General features: G+C 70.8%; 19 protein-coding genes. 13 read left to right on the top strand and 6 right to left on the bottom strand.

Going from position 1 to position 20,908, the window contains the following annotated elements; all coding sequences use genetic code 11:
- The first annotated feature begins 76 nt into the window (after nucleotides 1-76).
- The 8 genes from ACWDY5_RS14285 (at nucleotide 77) to ACWDY5_RS14250 (ending at nucleotide 7,010) form a co-directional block, all read left to right on the top strand.
- Nucleotides 77-1,858, top strand: coding sequence for an ABC transporter ATP-binding protein (locus ACWDY5_RS14285; RefSeq protein ID WP_449722645.1), 1,782 nt, complete (start codon nucleotides 77-79; stop codon nucleotides 1,856-1,858).
- Nucleotides 1,855-3,585 carry an ABC transporter ATP-binding protein gene (locus ACWDY5_RS14280; protein ID WP_449722644.1) on the top strand — a complete coding sequence of 577 codons (1,731 nt, stop codon included), beginning with the start codon at nucleotides 1,855-1,857 and terminating at the stop codon, nucleotides 3,583-3,585. The genes ACWDY5_RS14285 and ACWDY5_RS14280 overlap by 4 nt, the downstream gene beginning before the upstream one ends.
- Nucleotides 3,586-3,660: 75 nt before the next feature.
- Complete coding sequence (locus ACWDY5_RS14275; RefSeq protein ID WP_252479029.1) at nucleotides 3,661-3,870, top strand: hypothetical protein; 210 nt, start codon at nucleotides 3,661-3,663, stop codon at nucleotides 3,868-3,870.
- A 59-nt stretch (nucleotides 3,871-3,929) separates the two neighbouring features.
- The gene (locus ACWDY5_RS14270) at nucleotides 3,930-4,415 is read left to right on the top strand and encodes a hypothetical protein (protein WP_449722643.1); all 486 of its coding nucleotides are present in this window, start codon (nucleotides 3,930-3,932) and stop codon (nucleotides 4,413-4,415) included.
- The gene (locus ACWDY5_RS14265; RefSeq protein WP_449722642.1) at nucleotides 4,412-4,981 is read left to right on the top strand and encodes a hypothetical protein; all 570 of its coding nucleotides are present in this window, start codon (nucleotides 4,412-4,414) and stop codon (nucleotides 4,979-4,981) included. Before ACWDY5_RS14270 ends, ACWDY5_RS14265 begins: the two co-directional genes overlap by 4 nt.
- Before the next feature lie 33 nt (nucleotides 4,982-5,014).
- Nucleotides 5,015-5,335: a hypothetical protein gene (locus tag ACWDY5_RS14260; RefSeq protein WP_449722641.1), complete on the top strand. Its 321-nt coding sequence runs from the start codon at nucleotides 5,015-5,017 to the stop codon at nucleotides 5,333-5,335.
- On the top strand, nucleotides 5,328-5,852 hold the full coding sequence (locus ACWDY5_RS14255; protein ID WP_449722640.1) for a hypothetical protein: 525 nt from the start codon (nucleotides 5,328-5,330) through the stop codon (nucleotides 5,850-5,852). Before ACWDY5_RS14260 ends, ACWDY5_RS14255 begins: the two co-directional genes overlap by 8 nt.
- Before the next feature lie 192 nt (nucleotides 5,853-6,044).
- Complete coding sequence (locus ACWDY5_RS14250; RefSeq protein WP_449722639.1) at nucleotides 6,045-7,010, top strand: MBL fold metallo-hydrolase; 966 nt, start codon at nucleotides 6,045-6,047, stop codon at nucleotides 7,008-7,010.
- A 31-nt stretch (nucleotides 7,011-7,041) separates the two neighbouring features.
- On the opposite strand, the gene ald is transcribed toward ACWDY5_RS14250, so the two are convergent.
- The gene (ald, locus tag ACWDY5_RS14245; RefSeq protein ID WP_449722638.1) at nucleotides 7,042-8,160 is read right to left on the bottom strand and encodes an alanine dehydrogenase; all 1,119 of its coding nucleotides are present in this window, start codon (nucleotides 8,158-8,160) and stop codon (nucleotides 7,042-7,044) included.
- A gap of 91 nt (nucleotides 8,161-8,251) precedes the next feature.
- Nucleotides 8,252-8,899 carry an FMN-binding negative transcriptional regulator gene (locus ACWDY5_RS14240; RefSeq protein ID WP_449722671.1) on the bottom strand — a complete coding sequence of 216 codons (648 nt, stop codon included), beginning with the start codon at nucleotides 8,897-8,899 and terminating at the stop codon, nucleotides 8,252-8,254.
- 168 nt (nucleotides 8,900-9,067) lie between these two features.
- Between ACWDY5_RS14240 and ACWDY5_RS14235 the strand changes: the two genes are divergently transcribed.
- On the top strand, nucleotides 9,068-10,510 hold the full coding sequence (locus ACWDY5_RS14235; protein WP_449722637.1) for an alpha/beta hydrolase: 1,443 nt from the start codon (nucleotides 9,068-9,070) through the stop codon (nucleotides 10,508-10,510).
- A 41-nt stretch (nucleotides 10,511-10,551) separates the two neighbouring features.
- Entirely contained in the window at nucleotides 10,552-11,010 is a 459-nt protein-coding gene (locus tag ACWDY5_RS14230) for a GNAT family N-acetyltransferase (protein WP_449722636.1), read from the top strand.
- 100 nt (nucleotides 11,011-11,110) lie between these two features.
- Here ACWDY5_RS14230 and ACWDY5_RS14225 read toward each other — a convergent pair whose 3' ends face one another.
- The 4 genes from ACWDY5_RS14225 to ACWDY5_RS14210 all read right to left on the bottom strand — a co-directional run bounded on the left by ACWDY5_RS14225 (nucleotide 11,111) and on the right by ACWDY5_RS14210 (nucleotide 15,466).
- A complete protein-coding gene (locus ACWDY5_RS14225) occupies nucleotides 11,111-12,001 on the bottom strand; it encodes a hypothetical protein (RefSeq protein WP_449722635.1) in 891 nt (296 codons plus the stop codon).
- Nucleotides 11,998-12,585 (bottom strand): DUF6932 family protein, encoded by a 588-nt coding sequence (locus ACWDY5_RS14220; RefSeq protein WP_449722634.1) that lies wholly within the window; start codon nucleotides 12,583-12,585, stop codon nucleotides 11,998-12,000. Before ACWDY5_RS14220 ends, ACWDY5_RS14225 begins: the two co-directional genes overlap by 4 nt.
- Nucleotides 12,586-12,700: 115 nt before the next feature.
- Nucleotides 12,701-13,168: an AAA family ATPase gene (locus ACWDY5_RS14215; RefSeq protein WP_449722633.1), complete on the bottom strand. Its 468-nt coding sequence runs from the start codon at nucleotides 13,166-13,168 to the stop codon at nucleotides 12,701-12,703.
- Between the two features lie 9 nt (nucleotides 13,169-13,177).
- Nucleotides 13,178-15,466 carry a glycosyl hydrolase family 95 catalytic domain-containing protein gene (locus tag ACWDY5_RS14210; protein WP_449722632.1) on the bottom strand — a complete coding sequence of 763 codons (2,289 nt, stop codon included), beginning with the start codon at nucleotides 15,464-15,466 and terminating at the stop codon, nucleotides 13,178-13,180.
- 225 nt (nucleotides 15,467-15,691) lie between these two features.
- On the opposite strand from ACWDY5_RS14210, the gene mutA reads away from it, so the two are divergent.
- The 3 genes from mutA to meaB are packed head-to-tail and all read left to right on the top strand — an operon-like array spanning nucleotide 15,692 to nucleotide 20,750.
- Nucleotides 15,692-17,545: a methylmalonyl-CoA mutase small subunit gene (mutA, locus tag ACWDY5_RS14205; RefSeq protein ID WP_449722631.1), complete on the top strand. Its 1,854-nt coding sequence runs from the start codon at nucleotides 15,692-15,694 to the stop codon at nucleotides 17,543-17,545.
- Complete coding sequence (gene scpA, locus ACWDY5_RS14200) at nucleotides 17,545-19,755, top strand: methylmalonyl-CoA mutase (protein WP_449722630.1); 2,211 nt, start codon at nucleotides 17,545-17,547, stop codon at nucleotides 19,753-19,755. Before mutA ends, scpA begins: the two co-directional genes overlap by 1 nt.
- Nucleotides 19,755-20,750, top strand: a complete 996-nt coding sequence (meaB, locus tag ACWDY5_RS14195; protein WP_449722629.1) for a methylmalonyl Co-A mutase-associated GTPase MeaB — start codon at nucleotides 19,755-19,757, stop codon at nucleotides 20,748-20,750. Before scpA ends, meaB begins: the two co-directional genes overlap by 1 nt.
- The last annotated feature ends 158 nt before the right edge of the window (nucleotides 20,751-20,908 follow it).

The raw sequence follows: 20,908 nt of genomic DNA, 5'->3' as shown, positions 1-20,908 counted from the left end.
CTTGCCCCGGCACACGTTCGAGTGGTTAGGTGCACCTAACACTCATTTGTACGTTGTCTAAATTGAGGCAGTCGCGATGTCCGACGGTTCACCGGCGCAGCGTCCCGACCGGGCCGCGCTGGCCCGGTTGCTCGCCCCCGTCCGCACCCGGATCCGGATCGCGGTGGTGGCGCAGGTCGCCGCCGCGCTGGCCGCGGTGGTCCCGTTCGTGGCCGTGGCCGAACTGGGCAGACTCCTGCTCGGCGGCGGCCCGGCGGCGGGCGCGTGGCCGATCGTGTGGGTGGCGCTCGGCGCGCTGGCCGCCCGGTTCGTGCTGTTCTTCCTGGCCGGCGGGCTGACCCACCTGGCCGACGCGGACCTGCAACTGGACCTGCGGCGGCGGATGGCCACCCGGCTCGGACAGGTGCCGCTGGGCTGGTTCGGCGCGCGCAACTCGGGCACGGTGAAGAAGGCGCTGCAGGACGACGTCACCGCGATGCACCACCTGGTCGCGCACTCGCTGCTGGACCTCACCGCAGGGATCGTCACCCCGGTGGCCGCGCTGGCCTACCTGGCGTGGGTGGACTGGCGGATGACCCTGGTGACCCTGCTGCCGGTGGCCGCCGGCCTGTACTTCTACGCCCGCTCGATGGCCGGGTACGGCGAGAACATGGTCGCCTACGACCAGGCGCTGGGCCGGATCAACGGCAGCGCGGTGGAGTTCGTCAACGGCATCGCGGTGGTCAAGACCTTCGGCCAGTCCCGCAAGGCGCACCAGCGGTTCACCAGCGCCGCCGACGACTTCGCCACCTTCTTCCTGGACTGGGTCGGCGGGGTGACCAGGATCAGCGCGATCGGCCAGATCCTGCTGTCCCCGGTGGTGGTCCTGCTCGTGGTGCTCACCGGCGGCACGCTGTTCGTCACCAACGGCTGGCTCGCGCCCGCCGACGTGCTGCCCTTCGCGTTGCTGGGCCTGGGCATCGCCGCGCCGATCACCACCCTGGCCCAGACCTCGCAGCAGCTGCGCTCGGCCCGGCTGGCCGCGGCGCAGGTGGCCGCGGTGCTGGACACCGAGCCGCTGCCCGCGCCCGAGGCCGAGGCCGCGGATCCGGCCGACGGCAGGGTCAGCCTGCGCAACGTCCACTTCGGGTACACCGCGGACACGCCGGTGCTGCGCGGGATCGACCTGGAGCTGGCGCCGGGCACGGTGACCGCGCTGGTCGGGCCTTCCGGCGGCGGCAAGTCCACCCTGGCCAAGCTGCTGCCCCGGTTCTTCGACGTCACCGACGGCTCGGTGAGCATCGGCGGGGTGGACATCAGGGACCTCTCCGCCGAACAGCTCTACCGGCGGGTTTCCTTTGTGCTGCAAGACGTCCAGCTGCTGCGCGCGACGGTGGCCGACAACATCCGGCTGGCCGTGCCGGAAGCCGATCAGTCCACTGTGGAGGATGCGGCGCGGGCGGCCCAGATCCACCAGCGGATCCTGGAGCTGCCGCGCGGCTACGACTCGGTGATCGGCGAGGACGCCCGGTTCTCCGGCGGTGAGGCGCAACGGGTGTCCATCGCCCGCGCACTGCTGGCCGACGCGCCGATCCTGGTGCTGGACGAGGCCACCGCCTTCGCCGACCCGGAGTCCGAGTCGGCCATCCAGCAGGCGCTGTCCACCCTGGTGGCCGGGCGGACGCTGCTGGTGATCGCGCACCGGCTGTCCACGGTGGCCGAGGCCGACCAGATCGCGGTGCTGGCCGACGGCCGGGTCGCCGAACTGGGCACGCACACCGAACTCCTTGCCCGCCAAGGGTTGTACGCGCGGATGTGGGCCGCCCACGAACGCGCCGGCACCTGGCAGCCGCACACCTCGCCGCTGGAGACCCGATGATCCGCTCGCTGCTGTCCGTTCTCGGCCCGGCGCACGCCGCCCCGCTGCGCCGGATGATCGGCGTGATGGCGCTGGCCTCGGTGTTGCAGGGCCTCGCGTTCGCGCTGCTGGTGCCGGTGCTGCGCGCCCTGCTCGGGCCGAGCCCCGCCGACGCCTGGCCGTGGCTGGGGGTCTTCGCCGCGGTCGCGCTGGCCCAGTCGCTGGCCGCCTACGCCGCCCAGGTGGCCGGGTACCGGGCCGGGTCCACGCTCTCCCGCGGCCTGCACCACCGGCTCGGCGACCACATCGCCAGCCTGCCACTGGGTTTCTTCACCGGTGACCGCCTCGGCAAGCTCGGCCAGCTCACCAGCGGCGGCGTGATCAACGTGATGCAGGTGCCGGCCCACCTGCTGCGCCCGCTGATCGACGCCGTGCTCACCCCGGCCACCGTGGTCGCGCTGATGTACCTCTTCGACTGGCGGCTGGCGCTGGCCGCCACCCTGTCCGCGCCGGTGCTCTACTTCGTCTACCAGTGGAGCGGCGCGCTGATCCAGCGCACCGACCGCGGCCGGGACCTGGTGATCGCCGAGGCCGGTGGCCGGGTGGTCGAGTTCGCCCAGACCCAGCCGGTGCTGCGCGCCTTCGGCCGCACCGTGCAGGGCTACCGGCTGCTGGACGAAGCCCTGGTGGCGCAACGCGACGCGGGCCGCCGCATGATCACCACCGGGGTGTGGGGCCTGGTCGGCTTCGGCCTGGTGGTGCAGGCGGCGTTCACCGTGCTGCTGGTCCTCGGCGTCAGCCTCGCCCTGGGCGGCAGCCTGGGTGTGCCGGAGCTGCTGGCGCTGCTGGTGCTGGCCGCCCGGTTCGTCGAGCCGCTGGCCATGGCCGCCGACCTGGGCGGCGCGATCCGCCTGGGGCGCAACGCCCTGCACCGGATGACCGAGCTGCTGGCGGCCCCGCTGCTGCCCGAGCCCGCCGCCCCGCGCAAGCCGGGTGACGCCTCCATCGAGCTGGTCGACGTGTCCTTCGGTTACGACAGCAGGCCGGTGTTGACCAACGTGTCGCTGCGGGTGCCGCCGCGCAGCATGACCGCGCTGGTCGGCCCGTCCGGTTCCGGCAAGACCACGGTCACCCGGCTGATCGCCCGCTTCTTCGACGTGGACTCCGGTTCGGTCCGCCTCGGCGGGGTGGACGTCCGCGAGATCGCCGGTGAGCAGCTGATGTCGTTGGTGTCACTGGTGTTCCAGGACGTCTACCTGTTCGAGGGCACCATCGAGGAGAACATCCGGGTGGGCAGGCCGGGCGCGAGCGAGGAGCAGGTGCGCGCCGCGGCCCGGCTGGCCAGGGTGGAGGAGATCGTCGAGCGGCTGCCCGGCGGCTGGTCCGCGCGCATCGGCGAGGGCGGCGTGACCCTCTCCGGCGGGGAACGCCAGCGGATCTCCATCGCCCGCGCCATCCTCAAGGACGCGCCGATCGTGCTGCTGGACGAGGCCACCGCCGCGCTGGACCCGGAGAACGAGTCCGCGGTGCAGGACGCGCTGACCGCGCTCACCGCGGACCGCACCCTGCTGGTCATCGCGCACCGGTTGCAGACCGTGGTGGCCGCCGACCGGATCGTGGTGCTGGAGGCCGGCCGGGTCGCCGAGTCGGGCACCCACGAGGAGCTGCTGACCCTCGGCGGCCGGTACGCCGAGTTCTGGGCCGAGCGCAACCGCGCACACGGCTGGCGGCTGCTCCCAACGCGTTAACGTGGCCGCCAACGTTCGCACCCACCGGCATACTGTTGGGCAGACACTTGTCGCCGCAACGGTGGAAAGGACCCGGTGCACACGTTCCTGGCGCGCTTCGTCGGCGGTCCCCTGGACGGCCGGTGGCAGACCTTCACCTCCGCCAGTCCAGCGGCACTGGCCACGGTGACGCACGTCCACCTGCACCAGGGACCCAAGATCGTGCACCACTACGACCTGCGGCACAGCGAGGAACACGGCTGGGAGTATCACCTGCGCCAGGAGTCCGAGTCCGAGGACTGCTAGGCCTTGACCACAAAGGACTACGAGCGCGGCTAGCATGACCGGCGGATCTGGGGGTTCGCATGGTTGAGGCTGTTCGGGAACGGGTGCGCGCGCAGGCGGCGGCGCAGTGGCGGGCGCCGGTGGGTGTGGTCTACATCGCCAAGGTGCGGCCGGAGTACCGGGTCAAGGGGCGGCGGTCGGATGGGACCGTGGCTGGGCGGCGGCTGGTGCGGCGGTTCTTCTGGAACCTGGTGCGGTTCGCCGGCGTGCTGGTGCAGCTCGTGCTGGACGGGGACGGGGACATCGACCTGCGGCGGGGGACGGTCACCGCGCCGCCGGCCTCGCCCGCGATCGAGTTCGCGGATCTGGCACGGAGAGCCCGGCGGGTGTGGGTGGCCTGGGGTGGTGGGCAGGTGCTGCTGGCCCAGGCGGACGGGCGGGTGTTGTGGTCGGGGCCCGCGCAGTTCGCGACCAGGCAGTTCGCGGTGATCTGGGCGGATGGCGGGCGGGTGGTGCTGCCGCCGAAGCGGGCGGAGAAGGCCAGGGTCCGGCAGGAGGTTCGTTGACCGGGGACCGGCTCGCGCGCGAGGCGGCGGAGTGGACGCTGCGGGAGTGGGGGCAGGCGGCGCGGGTGGTTCCGTTGGGGGACGTGCGGTTCCGGTACCACGTGCGCGGGCGGCGGGTGGACGGTTCGCGGCGCAACACCGGCGGGTCCAGTTCCAGCAGCGCCGATGAGTGGGTGAGCGCGCCGCTGGAGCAGGCTGACGGGTGTGCGGGGGCGCTGGTCGCGCTGGTGGTGTCGGCGGTGCTGTGGGTGTTGCTGCTGGGGGCTCGGGCGGTGTGGGTGGTGTTGCGGCTGGGCAGTCGGCGGCTGCGGCGGCGCACCGCGACCGTGGCCGGCGGGCCGAGGGACCTCGGGGTGCGGTTCGCGGACGCGGCCAACCAGCGTGCGGATGTGTGGCTGGCCTGGTCGGGGGAGCGGATGGCGTTGCTGCACGTGCGGCCGAAGTGGTGCGAGCCGTTGTGGGACGGCGAGTCGCCGCGGGTTGAGCGGAGCCTGCTGCGCTGGCCGGACGGGTCCAGGGTGCGGTTGCCGAAGGGAATCTTGGGGGCGGCCAACCTTTCCGGCTGAACCGGTGTCATCCCGGGTGGAAGGGGGGCCGGGGTGTCCGAGCGGTTGGTGCGGGAGTGGGCGCTGGGCTGGTGTGAGCCGGTGCGGGTGGCCGAGGTGACCGGGGTGGAGTGCCGGTGGCGGGCGGCGGCGGGCACCGCGGCGGCGCGGTTCGTGGGCGCGGTGCACGGGCCGGGGGAGCGCTGGCTGGTGTGGTCGGCGAACCGGATGGCGGTGTTGCTGGTCGGCCAGGACTGGGTGGAACGGCGCTGGTCGGGGGCTGTGCCGGCGTGGCGGGACGGCGTGCTGCTGGTGTGGCCGGACGGGGCCGAGGTTCGGCTGCCGGAGGGACTGGGGGAGGGGCTCGATGGCTGAGCGGCAGGTGCGGAAGTGGGCGGAGGGCGAGTGGGGGGAGCGGGTGTCGGTCGCGCCGCTGGGCGAGCTGAAGCTCCGCTACCGGGTGCGCGGGCGGCGGCTGGACGGATCGGCCCGGTGGTCCCGCGAGGGCACCCCTGACCTGCCCCTTGAGGCGGACGACCTGCTGTTGGCGCTGAGCTGGCACGCGGTGTTTCTCTGGTTCGTGGAGCTGCTGCTGCGGGTCTTCGGCTGGCTGGGCAGGTTGTTGCTGCTCCGGCTCGGCCGTGGCCGGGTGCTGACCGTGCTGGCCAGGCCCGGCACGCACGCGGTGCGCTTCGCCGACGCGGCGCGCCCGCCGGACGGGCTGTGGGCGGTGTGGTCCTCGCGGCGGATGGCGCTGGTGCGGTGCGGGCCGGAGACCTGCGAACCGTTGTGGCAGGGCAGCGGCGAGGCGGCGCCCCGGCTGGAGCGGAACGCGCTGTGCTGGGCAGACGGGTCGCGGCTGCGCGCGCCGCGCCGGGTGTTCCATGACTGAGCGGCGGCCGCGGCCGGTGTACGGGGCCTGGGTGCGTGGATGGCGCACGGCGAGCTGCGGTGGGTGGGCGAGGGGCGCGTGCGGCTGCCCTCCTGGGTGGCCGCCGGGCGCCCACCTGGGCCCCGTTGGCGGACACCGGGGTAGGGGCCACTTCCCTTAGGCTGCTGCCCGATGCAGAACAGGGAGGTTCGCATGTCCGGCAAGCCGTTCGCCTCCTCCGCCGATCTGGCGGCCAAGGAGCAGACCCTGGAAGTGCTCGGTGACGGCGTGTACGCGCTGACCGCGGCCGGGGATCCCAACGTGGGGGCGATCGAGGGCGAGGACTTCCTGGTCTGCTTCGAGGCCATGGCCACGCCGGTGGCGGCCAGGGGCTGGCTGGACCGGCTGCGCGAGCACACCGGCAAACCCGTGCGGTACCTGGTGCTCAGCCACTACCACGCGGTGCGGGTGCTCGGCGCGAGCGCCTTCGACGCGCAGGTCATCGTGGCGCACGAGCACACCAGGGCGTTGATCGCCGAGCGCGGGGAGGCGGACTGGGCCTCGGAGTTCGCCAGGATGCCCAGGTTGTTCGCCGAGCCCGAGTCGATCCCCGGCCTGACCTGGCCCACGCTCACCTTCTCCGACCGGCTGACCATCCCGCTCGGCGGCGACCGCGGCGACCTGGAGCTGCGCTACTGCGGCCGGGGGCACACCGAGGGCGACCTGGTGGCCTGGCTGCCCCGGCAGCGGATCCTCTTCGCCGGGGACCTGGTGGAGTCGCAGGCCGCGCTCTACACCGGCGACGCCTACCACCGGGACTGGTCATCGTCCACTTTGGACACTGTGGCCGCGTTGCGGGCCGAGGTGCTGGTCGGCGGGCGGGGCGCGGTGGCCAGGGGGCGGGACGAGGTGGACGCGGCGATCGCGCAGACCCGGCACTTCCTGCAGGTGCTCCAGGCCCAGGTGGCCGCGGTGCACGTGCGGCACGGCAGCCTCAAGGAGGCCTTCGACGGCGCGCACGCCGCGCTGGCGCCGCGCTACGGCGGCTGGCCGATCTTCGAGCACTGCCTGCCGTTCAACGTGGCCAGGCTGTGGGACGAGCTCTCCGGGGTGGACCGGCCGGTGATCTGGACCGCTGAGCGGGACAAAGAAGTCTGGGCCCAGCTCCAGGGAAGGTAAGGAGCTGGGCCCAGCGAGCCGAGCTGAGTCCTCAGCTGGCCAGAACGTCGGCGACGGCGGTCAGCGGCAGGTCGTGCGCTTCGGCGACACCGGCGTTGGTCAGGAGGCCGTCGTGGGTGTTCAGGCCAAGGGCGAGCGAGTTGTCCTCACCCAGCGCGCGCTGCCAGCCCTTGTTGGCCAGGGCGATCGCGTACGGCAGGGTCACGTTGGTCAGCGCGAAGGTCGAGGTCCTCGGCACCGCGCCCGGCATGTTCGCCACGCAGTAGAACTGGGTGTCGTGCACCGGGAAGGTCGGCTCGGCGTGCGTGGTCGGCCGGGAGTCCTCGAAGCAGCCGCCCTGGTCGATGGCGATGTCCACCAGCACCGCGCCCGGCTTCATCCGCTTCACCAGGTCGTTGCTGATCAGCTTGGGCGCCTTGGCGCCGGGCACCAGCACCGCGCCGATGACCAGGTCGGCGTCCAGCACCGCGCGCTCGACCTCGTAGGCGTTGGACACCACGGTGGTCAGGCGGCCCTGGTAGTAGGAGTCGGCCGCGCGCAGCTTGTCCACGGACAGGTCGAGCACGGTGACGTCGGCGCCCATGCCGACCGCGATCGCGATCGAGTTCATGCCGGAGACGCCCGCGCCCAGCACGGTGACCTTGGCCGGGTGCACGCCGGGCACGCCGCCCAGCAGCACGCCGCGGCCGCCGCGGGACTTCATCAGGGTCTCGCCGCCGACCTGGGTGGCCAGGCGACCGGCGACCTCGGACATCGGGGCGAGCAGCGGCAGCGCGCCGTTGGGCAGCTGCACGGTCTCGTAGGCGACACCGGTGACCTTGCGCTCCAGCAGCGCGTCGGTGCAGGCGCGGTCCGCGGCCAGGTGCAGGTAGGTGAACAGCACCTGCCCCGGGCGCATCCGGTGGTACTCCTCGGCGACGGGCTCCTTGACCTTGAGCACCATGTCCGCGGTGCCCCACACCTCGTCGGCGGTGGGCAGCACCTTGGCGCCCGCCGCGACGTACTCCGCGTCCGCGATGGCCGAACCGGCGCCCGCGTCGTGCTCGATGAAGACCTCATGGCCATGACGGACCAGTTCGAGCACACCGGCCGGGGTGATCGCGACTCGGTACTCGTGGTTCTTCACTTCGCGGGGAACGCCGATCCTCATGGCAAGACTCCTCGTGGGTGACTGCGGCTAAACCCATGGTCAGACCGCCCCGTGGCGTGAGTCATTGGCATCCGTGGACAACATTCCATGATCACTTGGTGCTGATCGGACAATCGTCACCCGCACGGAGCAGGCGGTCCACCACGGCGGCGTCGCCGGCCCCGGCACGCTCGGTGAATCTTGCCGCGATCCGTTCCCGCTGTTCGAGTGGCTTGTTGCCGCCGAACTTGAACTTCGCCCGCACCCCGGTGACGGTCAGCTCCAGGCCCCGGATGCCCGGCAGCAGCCGCCGGTCCGGGTCCTCGGTGGCCGAGACCGGCGTGCGCCCCCCATCCGGCTCGAAGTGCGCGAGCTGCCTGCGCAGGATGGCCGCCTTGCCCTCCGGATCGTCCTCGATCCGCACGTCGCACTCCAGCTGCACGGTGGCGTAGTAGGAGGTCGGCACGCCGAGGGCCGGGTCGGCTCCGGGCGCGGCGTTCCACTCGGCAGGCACGTAGGCGACCTCGCCGGTGACCACCAGCAGGCAGCGAGGGTGCTCGGTGAGCGCGGCCCAGACCGGGTTGGGCCGGGCCAGGTGCAGCCACACCGTGCCGGGCTCGGCGAAGGCGAAATGGGTGGGCACGACCACCGGCAGGTCCCGGCCGCGGCCGGGTGCGATCAGCTCGCCGAAGTCGTGCCGGGTCAGCAGGTCCCGCCAGTCCTCGTCGGAGCGGGCGGCGTCCCAGGGATGGATCAGCACCAGGCCAGCCTGCGCTGTGCCGAGGTGGCACAACAGGTCCACTCTGTCGCCCGTTCGGATGGCCATTCCGGGCTCACCCGATGGAGTTGTGCGACTCCTGTGCGGATGTGATGAGAGCCCCCGGCGAGTCCTTGCCCGCGGGCCGCGCCGGTCCCGAGACTGTCCGATATGGACAGACGCTTCCCGGTCATCGTGTTGCTGGCGCTGGCTTGCGTGGCCTGCGCCACACCGCAGCCGCAGCCGGTCGCCGCGGGTGGCCTGGCCTGGGGCGACTGCGCGCCGTTCGCGGGGGACGCCGAGCGCAAGGCCGCCTTCGACCGCCGCTCGCTGGACTGCGCCGCATTGGCGGTCCCCCTAAACCACGACCAGCCGGGCGGCCGCAAGATCAAGATCGGGTTGCTCCGGCAGCGCGCCACCGACCCGGCGCGGCGGATCGGGTCGCTGGTGTTCAACTTCGGCGGCCCCGGCGCCTCCGGCATGGCCCAGCTCGCCGACCTGGGCGGCAGGCTGGCCAAGCGGGACGACGAGGTCTCCGCCCGGTTCGACCTGGTCGGCTTCGACCCCAGGGGCATCGGCGCCTCCGAGCCCGCGCTGCGCTGCCTGACCGGACCGGAACAGGACGCCCGCCGGGCGGAGTCCGTCGACTCGTCCACACCGGAGGGCGTGACCAAGCAGGAGGCCAGGAACAAGGAGCTCGCGGACAAGTGCGCCGAGCGCACCGGCCGGGACGAGCTGGCCCACCTGGGCACCAGGGACGTGGTGCGCGACCTGGACCTGCTGCGCGCCGCCCTCGGCGAGGAGAAGCTGACCTATGTCGGCTACTCCTACGGCACCAAGATCGGCACCGTCTACGCCGAGACCTTCCCGGCCAGGGTGCGCGCGCTGGTCCTGGACGGCGCGGACGACTTCGGCCTGACCGGCAAGCACGCCGAGCAGGGCGACGGCTTCGCGGAGAGCTTCCTCAGCTACGCCAAGGACTGCGCCGGTCGCGATGCCTGCCCGGTCGGCGAGGACCCGGCCAAGGCCAGGGAGCGCCTGGACGCCCTGACCGAACCGCTGGGCAAGCGCCCACTGCCGGTCGGCGACCGGAAGCTGTCCGCCGAGGATGTCTCCGACGCCGTCGACCACCTGCTGTACCACTCGGAAAGCTGGCTGCGGCTGACCGAGGCAATCGAGGGCCTCAAGGCGGGTGACGGCACCGAGATGCTCGCCGTGGCCGATGAGTACCACGGCCGCCGCGCCGACGGCAGCTACGACGGCAACCAGAACGCGCTCACCGCGGTCAACTGCGTGGACGCACCGCCGGTCAAGGACAGGAGCAAGGCCGAGGTGCTGGACGTGTGCGCCTTCTGGGCCGTGCCGAACACCATGGGCCCGCACCGCCCCAAGGCCGACGGCGCGCCCACCGCCGTGGTGGTCTCCACCACCGGCGACCCGGCCACCCCGCACGACTGGGGCATCGCGCTGGCTGAGGCGCTCAAGGCCCGCCTGGTCACCTTCGAGGGTGACCAGCACACCGTCTACCTGGAGGGCAAAACCTGCGTGGACCAGCCGGTGACCCGGTACCTGGTGGACGGCACACTGCCGCCGGAAGGCCTGCGCTGCAAGTAAACCGGTTGCCGGGACACCGGTTGACGGAGAGAGTCGGAGACATGATCGGGCTGACCGCGCTGAGCACACGGGACTGGGCACGGTGGCGGGACCTGCGCCTGGCCGCGCTGGCCGAGGCGCCGGCCGCGTTCGGCGCCAAGCTGGCCGACTGGGCGGACGCGCCGGAGCAACGCTGGCGGGACCGGTTGGCCGAGGCCGACCTGAACCTGGTGGCCGTGCTGGCCGGCCGGGACGCCGGGATGGTCAGCGCGACCCGGACCGGGCAGGCGACGGTGAAGCTGCGCTCGATGTGGGTCGCGCCGTTCGCCAGGGGGCGCGGGGTCGGGGACGAGCTGATCCGGGTCGCGCTGCGCTGGGCCGAGCAGCGCGGTGCGACCAGGGTGACGCTGGATGTGATGGCGGACAACAAGAGCGCGGCCGCGCTGTACCGGCGGCACGGGTTCGCCGACGACCGGCTGGTGGACAAGGGCGGCTGGGTGGAGCTGGTGATGGTGAAGTAGGTGGGACGTTGCATCAGCTTGCGCTGTGACCGGCTGACAAGGTTGGGATATTTATCGCAAGATCAGGACAATCCATCGTGACGGTCCAGCTTTGCTGGATCTAGGAGTCTGTGGGTATGTGTAGGAGGCGCCGGTATTGGTAATGAGCGTTGGTCTTGTCGCCAAACCTGTTGGTATGTACGGTGACTTCGACCTCGAGGCGAACCTGCTGCCACAGCGTTAAACGCAGGGTTGCCAAGGCTCCCTGCTCGATGTGCACGTGAATGTCCGCGCCTTTTGCGGGGCTGACAACGATCCAGCCGGCCTGGCGGAGTTCGCTCACCAGGCCGACCACCTCAGTTGTCCGCTTTTGCTCGGTGTACTCGCGGAGTCTCCTAATGAAGGCTTGTCCGCGAGAAGACAGTCGAGTGCGCCGAATTGTCCCAGTGCTGGCAAGCCAGGTGAATTCGGCAATGAGACTATGCGTGAATAATACATCGGCAAGTTTAGGGAGAGTTGATCGCAGCGCGGCGGGCCAGGCTCTCAGGTCACCTTCGTTTTCGGCTAGGCCGATGAAATCGAGCAACTTGCGTACGGCGTGATCGGGAGCTGACGCGGCCCTGGGTGGCAGCAGCGCAAACTCGGAGTCTTTTGCTTCGGGGGCGGTGGCCCTGATTCGAAGGATGGTACTACCTGAGGTGACGCCCGCCAGGGCGAGATGAACCTTGGCTCTGCTTGTCGAGTTCACACTGTCGCGAAGCGGCCTGAACAGCTCCTGGCCTAGGTCGAACGGAAGTTCACCTTCGATATGAGGGCCGTACAGGCGCACCTGCAGCTCCTCTTCGAGTGTTGCCGACCGGTCGTAGAACCGTCGGGTCTCGAGACTGTTACGCCGGGATGCCTCCTCTAGTTCCAACTCGGTGGGCGGATCGGACGCCAACATCGTCGCCCACCACTGGTCGAGTTCTGCGCGTTCAGTAGCTGAGAGACGTTGACGCCATGGTCCAGTCATAGCGTCACCTCCAGGTAGCCACGTGCTGCAGCTGCAGTATCCCGTGAAGGCGGGCAATTAACCACTCCAGGTGCCCGGAGGCGCTGCCACCACTCGTCCCAAGCGCCACGTTCGCGCAGGTAGTTTTGTTCTTCGATGCCAAGGTCGCGAGACCTGAACGGGCTAGGAACTACGACGTAGGGAATCTCAATTGCCGATACCCCGTAGTTGTCCACGCTGTGTCGTCTGCAAGTGGCGTCCCTGAACCAACCGGCGCCAGGATTTCCTGCCAGTCGCTGCCGTCCGAAGATGTCGATGGCGATAGAAAGATCAATCTGGCGAGGCTCAAGCTTTTTGCTGGCGAAACTTCCGCCGATCCAAATGAAGCGCACAAGTTGCGTACCTTCAAGCACGCTTTCGTATTGACTTTGCAGCTCGAAGAATCGAGCTATGTACCTCGTCAAGCCACGCCACAATCCTGGCCGCGACTGTGATTCCACGAACATGGGGCTGTCGACAAGTAGCGCCTTCGCTTCGTCCCAGGAGAGCGAGCACCTTCCGGGCGGGAGGTGCTCGCTGTCTTCCAGGAACGGATGGAACGCCACGACACTCCCTCGCCGTCTGGGTAACAGGTAGAGCAAAGAGAGTGCGCGCGTTGCCCCCAAAACTCAATACGAGCTGGCTGCAGAATAGTAACGAATTCTGTGCAGCGCGGGGGCGTCAGGTGAGCGCGACCAGCCGCCGCACCACCTCCGCCACCGCCGCGCTGGTGTCGATCTCCAGGGTCGCCGACTCCCGGAGCAGTGGCTCGACGAGCTCCAGGTTCGCCAGGATCGCGGCCCGTTCCGCCGGGTCCTTGCCGTAAGGGTTGTCCACGCGCGCCGCGATCCGCGCCAGCAGCACCTCGGCAGGCGCACTCAGCAGCACGATGTGGTCGAACAGCGGGTAGAAGCCGTCCTGGTTGGTCTTGCAACCGGCCACGAAGAGGCTGCCCTCTCCGTGGCCGGTCAGCAGGTCGGTGACGGCCTGCTCGCGCCACACCCAGTCCGGCTCGCCATCGGCGTCGGTGACCCAGTGGCTCCACTCGTCGGTGTCGGTGTCGACCACCCGGCACCCGAGCTCGCCGAGTGCGGACAGGGTGGTCGACTTGCCGGTGCCGGACATGCCGGTGAGCAGAACCTTGGTCACCCGTTCAACCTAGGGCAGCCCCCACTGCGGCGCGGCGGCGTTGGCCGGGACGTCGCGGGGGCGCAGGTCGGGGCGGTGGCCCTTGCGGGTCACGACCGCGGTCTGGCCCCGGCGCAGCGTCACCGAGATCCGGCCGGGACCGATCTGCCGCCAGCGCAGCGGCAGGCCCAGCTCGGAGCGGACCTGGATGTCGCCGGGGATGCCGTGGTCCAGCTCAAGGGGTTCGCCCGCCTCGCTGTGCACCCGGACCCACTCGGTGGCCCCGTCCCGCCGGGAGGCGTCCACCACGAACGCGCCCTGGGCGCGCAGGCCGTCGATGGCGGCCTCCCGCCAGGCGGACGGCACCGCGGGGAAGACCTTGACCACGCCGGAACCGCTGTCCAGCAACAGGTGCAGCACCGACTCGGCCGCCGACAGCGGGCTTTCCAGCGCGAGGTTGTTGCCCTCCACGTACATCGTGTTCGGCGTCAGCTTGGCGATGCCGATCACGTTGCCGTCCAGCAGGTGCCGGATGTGGCCGAGCGCGGTGTCCGCCTCGCCCATCAGCGCGCACATCATGGCCGCCGCCGGGTAGCTGTACCCGGCCCAGGCCGAGCGGTCCTTGCTCCACTGGTCGTAGGTGCGGCGGATCAGGTCGCGGTCGCCGGTCTCCCAGCTGACCTCGCGCAAGGGGTGGAACCAGAGCAGGTGCGAGAAGTGCCGGTGCGAGCCGTGCAGGGTGACGTTCTCACCGATCAGCACGCCCTGCTCGTTGCGGTGGTAGGGCACCAGCTTGGCCAGCACCTCCCGCCAGCGCGGGGCCAGCGGGTCGTCGACGCGCAGCTGCGTGGTGGTCTCCAGCAGGGTGCGGGCGGCCCAGCGGATCAGGGACAGGTCGTAGGTGGCGTCCACCGCGTCGGCGAACTCCGGCGAGCGGGTCAGCGGCAGGTGCAGCAGGCCGTCCGGGCCCGGCTTGAGGAAGTGCAGGTAGAAGTTGAGTGCCTTGCGCAGCAACGGGTACAGCACGTCCCGCTGGATCCGTCGGTCCATGCTGTGCCGGTAGCTGAGCCAGACGTTGTGCAGGCCCCAGATCAGGTTGCCGGTCTGGTCGGTCTTGGTGGAGGTGCCGGGACGGCCGACGGTGGCGTTGCCGGGGATCTCCGCGCCGAGCTTCGGCCCGCCGGAGCGCAGGGTGCGGTCGCCGGGGTGGGCCAGCGCGTAGGTCTGGCCGTCGCGCAGCTCCGGCGGCACCGAGAACTCGAGGTTCTTGTGGTGCTTGCGGAAGGTCTGCGTCACCGCGTCCAGCTCGGGGTGGTTGGCGATGCCGGCGAACGGATAGGTGATCTGCACGTTGAGGTTCCACCACACCGCGGTCCAGCTGCCGCCGCCCTCGGGGAACCACGGGCCCCACTCGCTGGTGACCGGCGCGTTCTCCCTGGTGGCGCAGGCCATCTTGTACAGCTGGATCCAGTAGAAGCGCTGCACCCACTTGTCCGGCACCGAGACCAGGCTCCTGGAGTGGAACCGGTGCCACCACGCGCGGTGGGCGAAGACCAGCGGGTCCAGCCCGGCCAGCTGGGCGTGCCGGACCGCGGTGACCGCGTCCCCGGTGGAGGTGGACTGTGGAAACCCGTAGGCCACGGTGGCCGCCAGCAGCCGCTTTGTGCCGATACGCTTCTCCTGCCAGGCGGTGGTGTAGCCACCCCCGGCGTGCAGCGGCTGCTCCACATAGGACACCCCGGCCGAGCTGCCGGCCCGCGGGTCCGGGTTGGCGGTGTAGTCCGGTGGGATCCGGATCAGGCGGGTGGTCTTGGACGGCATCGCGGTGAAGCCCCACGCGGCCGCCTCCTCACCGGCGTTCGGGCTCAGCGAGACCAGCAGCACGCCCCGGTCGTTGTGCACCAGCGCGCGGAAGCTCAGGCTGCCCGCGGTGGTGGTGACCGTGCCGGAGAGCTCGGCGTCCCACAGGTCCAGCTGCCAGTCGACCGCGGTGACGGTGCCGGCCAGGGTGAGGGTCAGGTAGCCGATCGGCAGCCGGGACAGGCCGACCGCGGCCTCCCACTGGGGCCGCTGGTCCTGCACCTCGCTGTGGCTGAGCATGAACCGCAGCTCGTTGGCGTTCGCGCCGCGGTAGACCTGCACGCCGAGGAAACCGTTGGCCAGGAAGGGCGCGTCCTGCCAGCTGGTCGGCAGCTTGCGCCAGAGCATGCGGGCGTCCCGCGCGATGTCGCGGTGCACGTTCTTGGGCCCGAACGCCTCGGCGGAGGGTTCGGCCCACGCGGTGGTCGCGGCGGTGGTCCAGCCAGCGCCGAGAGTCACGAGTCCGGCGGCGGCCGAACCACGGTGGAGGAAACGTCGCCTGGAAAGGGGTGACATGGGGGCGAATCATACGATGTTTACCTGGACTTTGGTGTGATTCGTTTGGCGTATTCCCAGTTCACGGACTTGAACGACACCCCAGTCATCCGATGACTCGAAAAGTTAGGGGTGGGTCGGGCCACGACTAAGGGTTTCTGACCGCGCATCCTGGCTACGATCCGCTGCATGACTTTGCCTGGCGAGCAGCTCACCCTGGCCGCGGAGTTCCCGCAGCCAGAGCTGGGGCAGTGGCGGGAGCTGGTCGCGGGCGTGCTCCGCAAGTCCGGCGTGACCGAGCTGCCGGAGTTCCCCGAATCCAGGCTCTCGCGCACGACGTATGACGGCATCACCGTCAACCCGCTCTACACCCGTGAGGACGCGGCCCCTGAGACCGGCCTGCCCGGCCTCGCGCCGTACACCAGGGGCAGCAAGCCGGAGGGCGCGGTTCCGGGCGGCTGGGACGTCCGCCAGCGGCACAGCCACCCCGATCCGGCCATCAGCCGCGAGGCGGTGCTGGCGGACCTGGAGAACGGCGTCAGCTCGCTCTGGCTCACCCTCGGCGGGGACGCGCTGCCGATCGAGGCCCTGCCAGGGGTGCTGGACGGGGTGTACCTGGACCTGGCCGCGATCGTGCTGGACGCGGGGCCGGACACCGAGGCCGCGGCCGAGGCGCTGTTCGCGCTGGCCGCCGAGCGCGGGGTGCCCGACGGCGAGCTGTCCGGCAACCTGGGCGCCGACCCGCTCGGCCTGCGCGCCCGCACCGGCGCGGACACCGACCTCGGGGCCGCCGCCGCGCTGGCCGCCAGGGTCGCCGCGAAGTACCCGAGGCTGCGCACGCTGACCGTGGACGGCACCGTCTTCCACGACGCGGGCGGCTCGGACGCCGAGGAGCTGGGCGCTTCGCTCGCGGTGGCCACCGCCTACCTGCGCGCGCTGACCGAGGCCGGGCTGGACGTGGACACCGCCTTCGCGCAGCTGGAGTTCCGCTACGCCGCCACCGCCGACCAGTTCCTCACCATCGCCAAGTTCCGCGCCGCCCGGCGGCTGTGGGCCAGGGTCGGTGAGGTGTGCCAGGCGGGTGCGCCCGCGCAGCGGCAGCACGCGGTGACCTCCTCGGCGATGATGACCGCCCGCGACCCGTGGGTGAACATGCTGCGCACCACGCTGGCCTGCTTCGGCGCGGGTGTGGGCGGGGCGGACTCCGTCACCGTGCAACCCTTCGACGCCTGCCTGGGCCTGCCGGACGACTTCGCCAGGCGGATCGCGCGCAACACCCAGGCGCTGCTGGTGGAGGAGTCGCACGTGGCCAGGGTGATCGACCCGGCAGGCGGTTCCTACTACGTGGAGCGGCTCACCGAGGACCTGGCGCAGGCCGCCTGGGCCTTCTTCACCGAGATCGAGCGCGCCGGTGGCTTCGAGGCGGCGCTGGCCGACGGGCTCATCGAGCAGCGGCTGGCGGCCACCCAGGCCAAGCGCGCCAAGCGGATCGCGCACCGCAAGGACGCGATCACCGGCGTCAGCGAGTTCCCGAACCTGACCGAGAAGCTGCCGGTCCGCACACCGAACCCGGCCCCGCCCACCGGCGGCCTGCCCAGGGTTCGGTACGCGCAGGAGTTCGAGGACCTGCGCACCGCCTCGGACCAGGCGCCGCAGCGGCCCACGGTCTTCCTGGCCACACTGGGCTCGGTGGCCTCCTACACCGCGCGCGCCACCTTCGCCGCGAACCTGTTCCAGGCAGGCGGCATCGCCACCCCGGACAGCGGCCCCGGCACCGACCCGGCGGCGATCGCGGCCGCGTTCAAGGACAGTGGCGCGAGCGTGGTGTGCCTGTGCGGCAGCGACAAGAGCTACGCCGAGCATGCCGCCCCGGTCGCCGAGGCGCTGAAAGCCGCTGGCGCGCAACGGATCTGGCTGGCCGGCAAGCCCGGCGACCGCGCCGAGAGCGACAAGGCCGCGGGCATCGACGACTACCTCTTCGCCGGATGCGACGCACTCGGTGTCCTCCGCAGCACGCTCACCGACCTGGGGGTGGCTTTCTGATGCCGCGCAACCTGATCCCCGACTTCGGCCAGGTCGACCTGGGTGTCCCGGCCGCCGCCGCGGACCCGGCGAGCTGGCGCTCCGCGCTCACCGAGGCCACCGGCAAGGACGCCGAGAACCTGGTGTGGGAGACGCCGGAGGGCATCACGGTCAACCCGCTCTACACCGCCGCGGACACCGAGGGCCTGGACTTCCTGGGCACCTACCCGGGTATCGCGCCGTACCTGCGCGGGCCGTACCCGACCATGTACGTCAACCAGCCGTGGACCATCCGCCAGTACGCGGGTTTCTCCACCGCCGCGGAGTCCAACGCCTTCTACCGCCGCAACCTGGCCGCTGGGCAGAAGGGCCTGTCGGTGGCCTTCGACCTGCCCACCCACCGCGGCTACGACAGCGACCACCCGCGGGTGCCCGGTGACGTCGGCATGGCGGGCGTGGCGATCGACTCGATCTACGACATGCGGCAGCTCTTCGACGGCATCCCGCTGGACAAGATGAGCGTGTCGATGACCATGAACGGCGCGGTGCTGCCGGTGCTGGCGCTCTACATCGTGGCCGCCGAGGAGCAGGGGGTGGCGCCGGAGCAGCTGGCCGGGACCATCCAGAACGACATCCTCAAGGAGTTCATGGTCCGCAACACCTACATCTACCCGCCGCAGCCCTCGATGCAGATCATCTCCGACATCTTCTCCTTCACCTCGCAGAAGATGCCGCGGTACAACTCGATCTCCATCTCCGGCTACCACATCCAGGAGGCCGGGGCCACGGCCGACCTGGAGCTGGCCTACACCCTGGCCGACGGCGTGGAGTACCTGCGGGCCGGCCGGGACGCGGGCCTGGACATCGACGCGTTCGCCCCTCGGCTGAGCTTCTTCTGGGCGATCGGCATGAACTTCTTCATGGAGGTCGCCAAGCTGCGCGCGGCCCGCCTGCTGTGGGCGAAGCTGGTGAAGCAGTTCGATCCCAAGAACGCCAAGTCGCTGTCGCTGCGCACGCACTCGCAGACCTCGGGCTGGTCGCTGACCGCGCAGGACGTGTTCAACAACGTGGTGCGCACCTGTGTGGAGGCGATGGCCGCCACCCAGGGCCACACGCAGTCCTTGCACACCAACGCCTTGGACGAGGCGCTGGCGCTGCCCACCGACTTCTCCGCGCGGATCGCCCGCAACACCCAGCTGCTGCTGCAACAGGAGTCGGGCACCACGCGGGTGATCGACCCGTGGGGCGGCAGCAACTACGTGGAGCGCCTCACCTACGACCTTGCCCGCCGCGCGTGGGGCCACATCGAGGAGGTCGAGGCCGCGGGCGGGATGGCCAAGGCCATCGACGAGGGCATCCCGAAGCTGCGCGTGGAGGAGGCCGCGGCCCGCACCCAGGCGCGCATCGACTCCGGCAGGCAGCCGGTGATCGGGGTGAACAAGTACCGGGTCACCGCGGACGAGGCCATCGACGTGCTCAAGGTGGACAACGCGGGCGTGTACGCCCAGCAGGTGGAGAAGCTGCGCCGCCTGCGCGAGGAGCGGGACAGCGCGGCGACCCAGTCCACTTTGGACGCTCTGACCAAGGCAGCCGACGACGCCGCCAACGGCCGCCGCGAGGCTGGTCTCGACCGGAACCTGTTGGCACTGGCCATCAACGCGGCCCGCGCCAAGGCCACCGTCGGCGAGATCTCCGACGCGCTGGAGAAGGTCTACGGCCGCCACTCCGGCCAGATCAGGGTGATCTCCGGGGTCTACCGGGAGGAGGCCGGTGCGGTGAGCAACATCGAACGCACCCGCAGGGCCGCCGAGGCCTTCGAGGAGGCCGAGGGCCGCAGGCCGAGAATCCTGGTCGCCAAGATGGGCCAGGACGGTCACGACCGCGGCCAGAAGGTCATCGCCACCGCCTTCGCCGACCTGGGCTTCGACGTGGACGTGGGCCCGCTGTTCCAGACCCCGGCCGAGGTGGCCCGCCAGGCCATCGAGGCCGACGTGCACATCGTCGGCGTCTCCAGCCTCGCCGCCGGTCACCTCACCCTGGTGCCCGCCCTGCGGCAGGAGCTGGAGTCCCAGGGCCGCGAGGACATCCTCATCGTGGTCGGCGGCGTGATCCCGCCCCAGGACTTCGACGAGCTACGGGCCGCAGGTGCCACCGCGATCTTCCCGCCCGGCACCGTGATCGCCGAGGCCGCCCTGGACCTGCTGAAGGTCCTGACCGACCAGCAGGGCTGATGCGCGGCCCCATCGACGTCGGCACGTACGCCGAGGGAGTGCTCGCGGGCGACCGGTCCTGGGTCGCTCGCGCGGTCACCCTGGTCGAGTCCAGACGAGCCGACCACCGCGCCACCGCCCAGAACCTGTTGGCGGAACTGCAACCCCACGCCGGCAAGGCCCGCCGCATCGGCATCACCGGCGTCCCAGGTGCGGGCAAGTCCACATTCATCGACACCCTGGGCAGCCGCCTCACCGCCGAAGGCCACCGGGTAGCGGTCCTGGCGGTCGACCCGTCCTCCACCAAGAGCGGCGGCAGCATCCTGGGCGACAAAACCAGGATGACCCGCCTCTCCGCGGACCCCAACGCCTTTGTCCGCCCCAGCCCCACCGCCGGAACCCTTGGCGGAGTGGCAAAGGCGACCCGCGAAACCATCGTGGTGATGGAAGCGGCGGGCTACGACGTGGTCCTGGTCGAAACGGTCGGCGTAGGCCAGTCCGAGGTCACCGTCGCCGACATGGTCGACACCTTCCTCCTGCTCACCCTGGCCCGCACCGGAGACCAGTTGCAGGGAATAAAGAAGGGCGTCCTGGAACTGGCCGACGTCATCGCCGTCAACAAGGCAGACGGCGACCACGCCAAGGAAGCCGCCCGCGCCGCCCGAGAACTAGCGGGCGCCCTCCGCCTCCTGCGCTCGGCAGACGCCACCTGGGACACCCCGGTCCTCACGTGCAGCGCCCGCGACGACCAGGGCATCGCCGAGGTCTGGGCGCAAGTGACCCGCCACCGCGACCAACTCGACGCCGCCGGAGAACTGGATGCCAAGCGCCGCAACCAGTTGCTGGGCTGGACCTGGGCGATGGTGCACGACAGGTTGCTGCACGAGCTGCACAGCCACCCGGGAGTACGGGAACTGGGACCGGCGCTGACGAAGCAGGTAGCCGAGGGCACGGTGACCCCAGCCCAAGCGGCACAACGGATCCTGGACACCTTCCAACAGGGCAAAGAAGGCTGAGCGACCAAGAACCAGCGACGGGCTGGCTTTTCAAAACCTGTCCGAAGTCTTGAGGTTCCCCATGCCCGTCAACCTGGAGAAAACTAACCACATCCCAGCCCACGGACGCTCACAGCAACCGCCGCCAAGGCCACGCAACGCGAGGGCGGCCGTGGGCT

Source organism: Crossiella sp. NPDC003009 (assembly GCF_053591555.1).
This window is presented reverse-complemented; position numbering and strand designations above follow the sequence as displayed.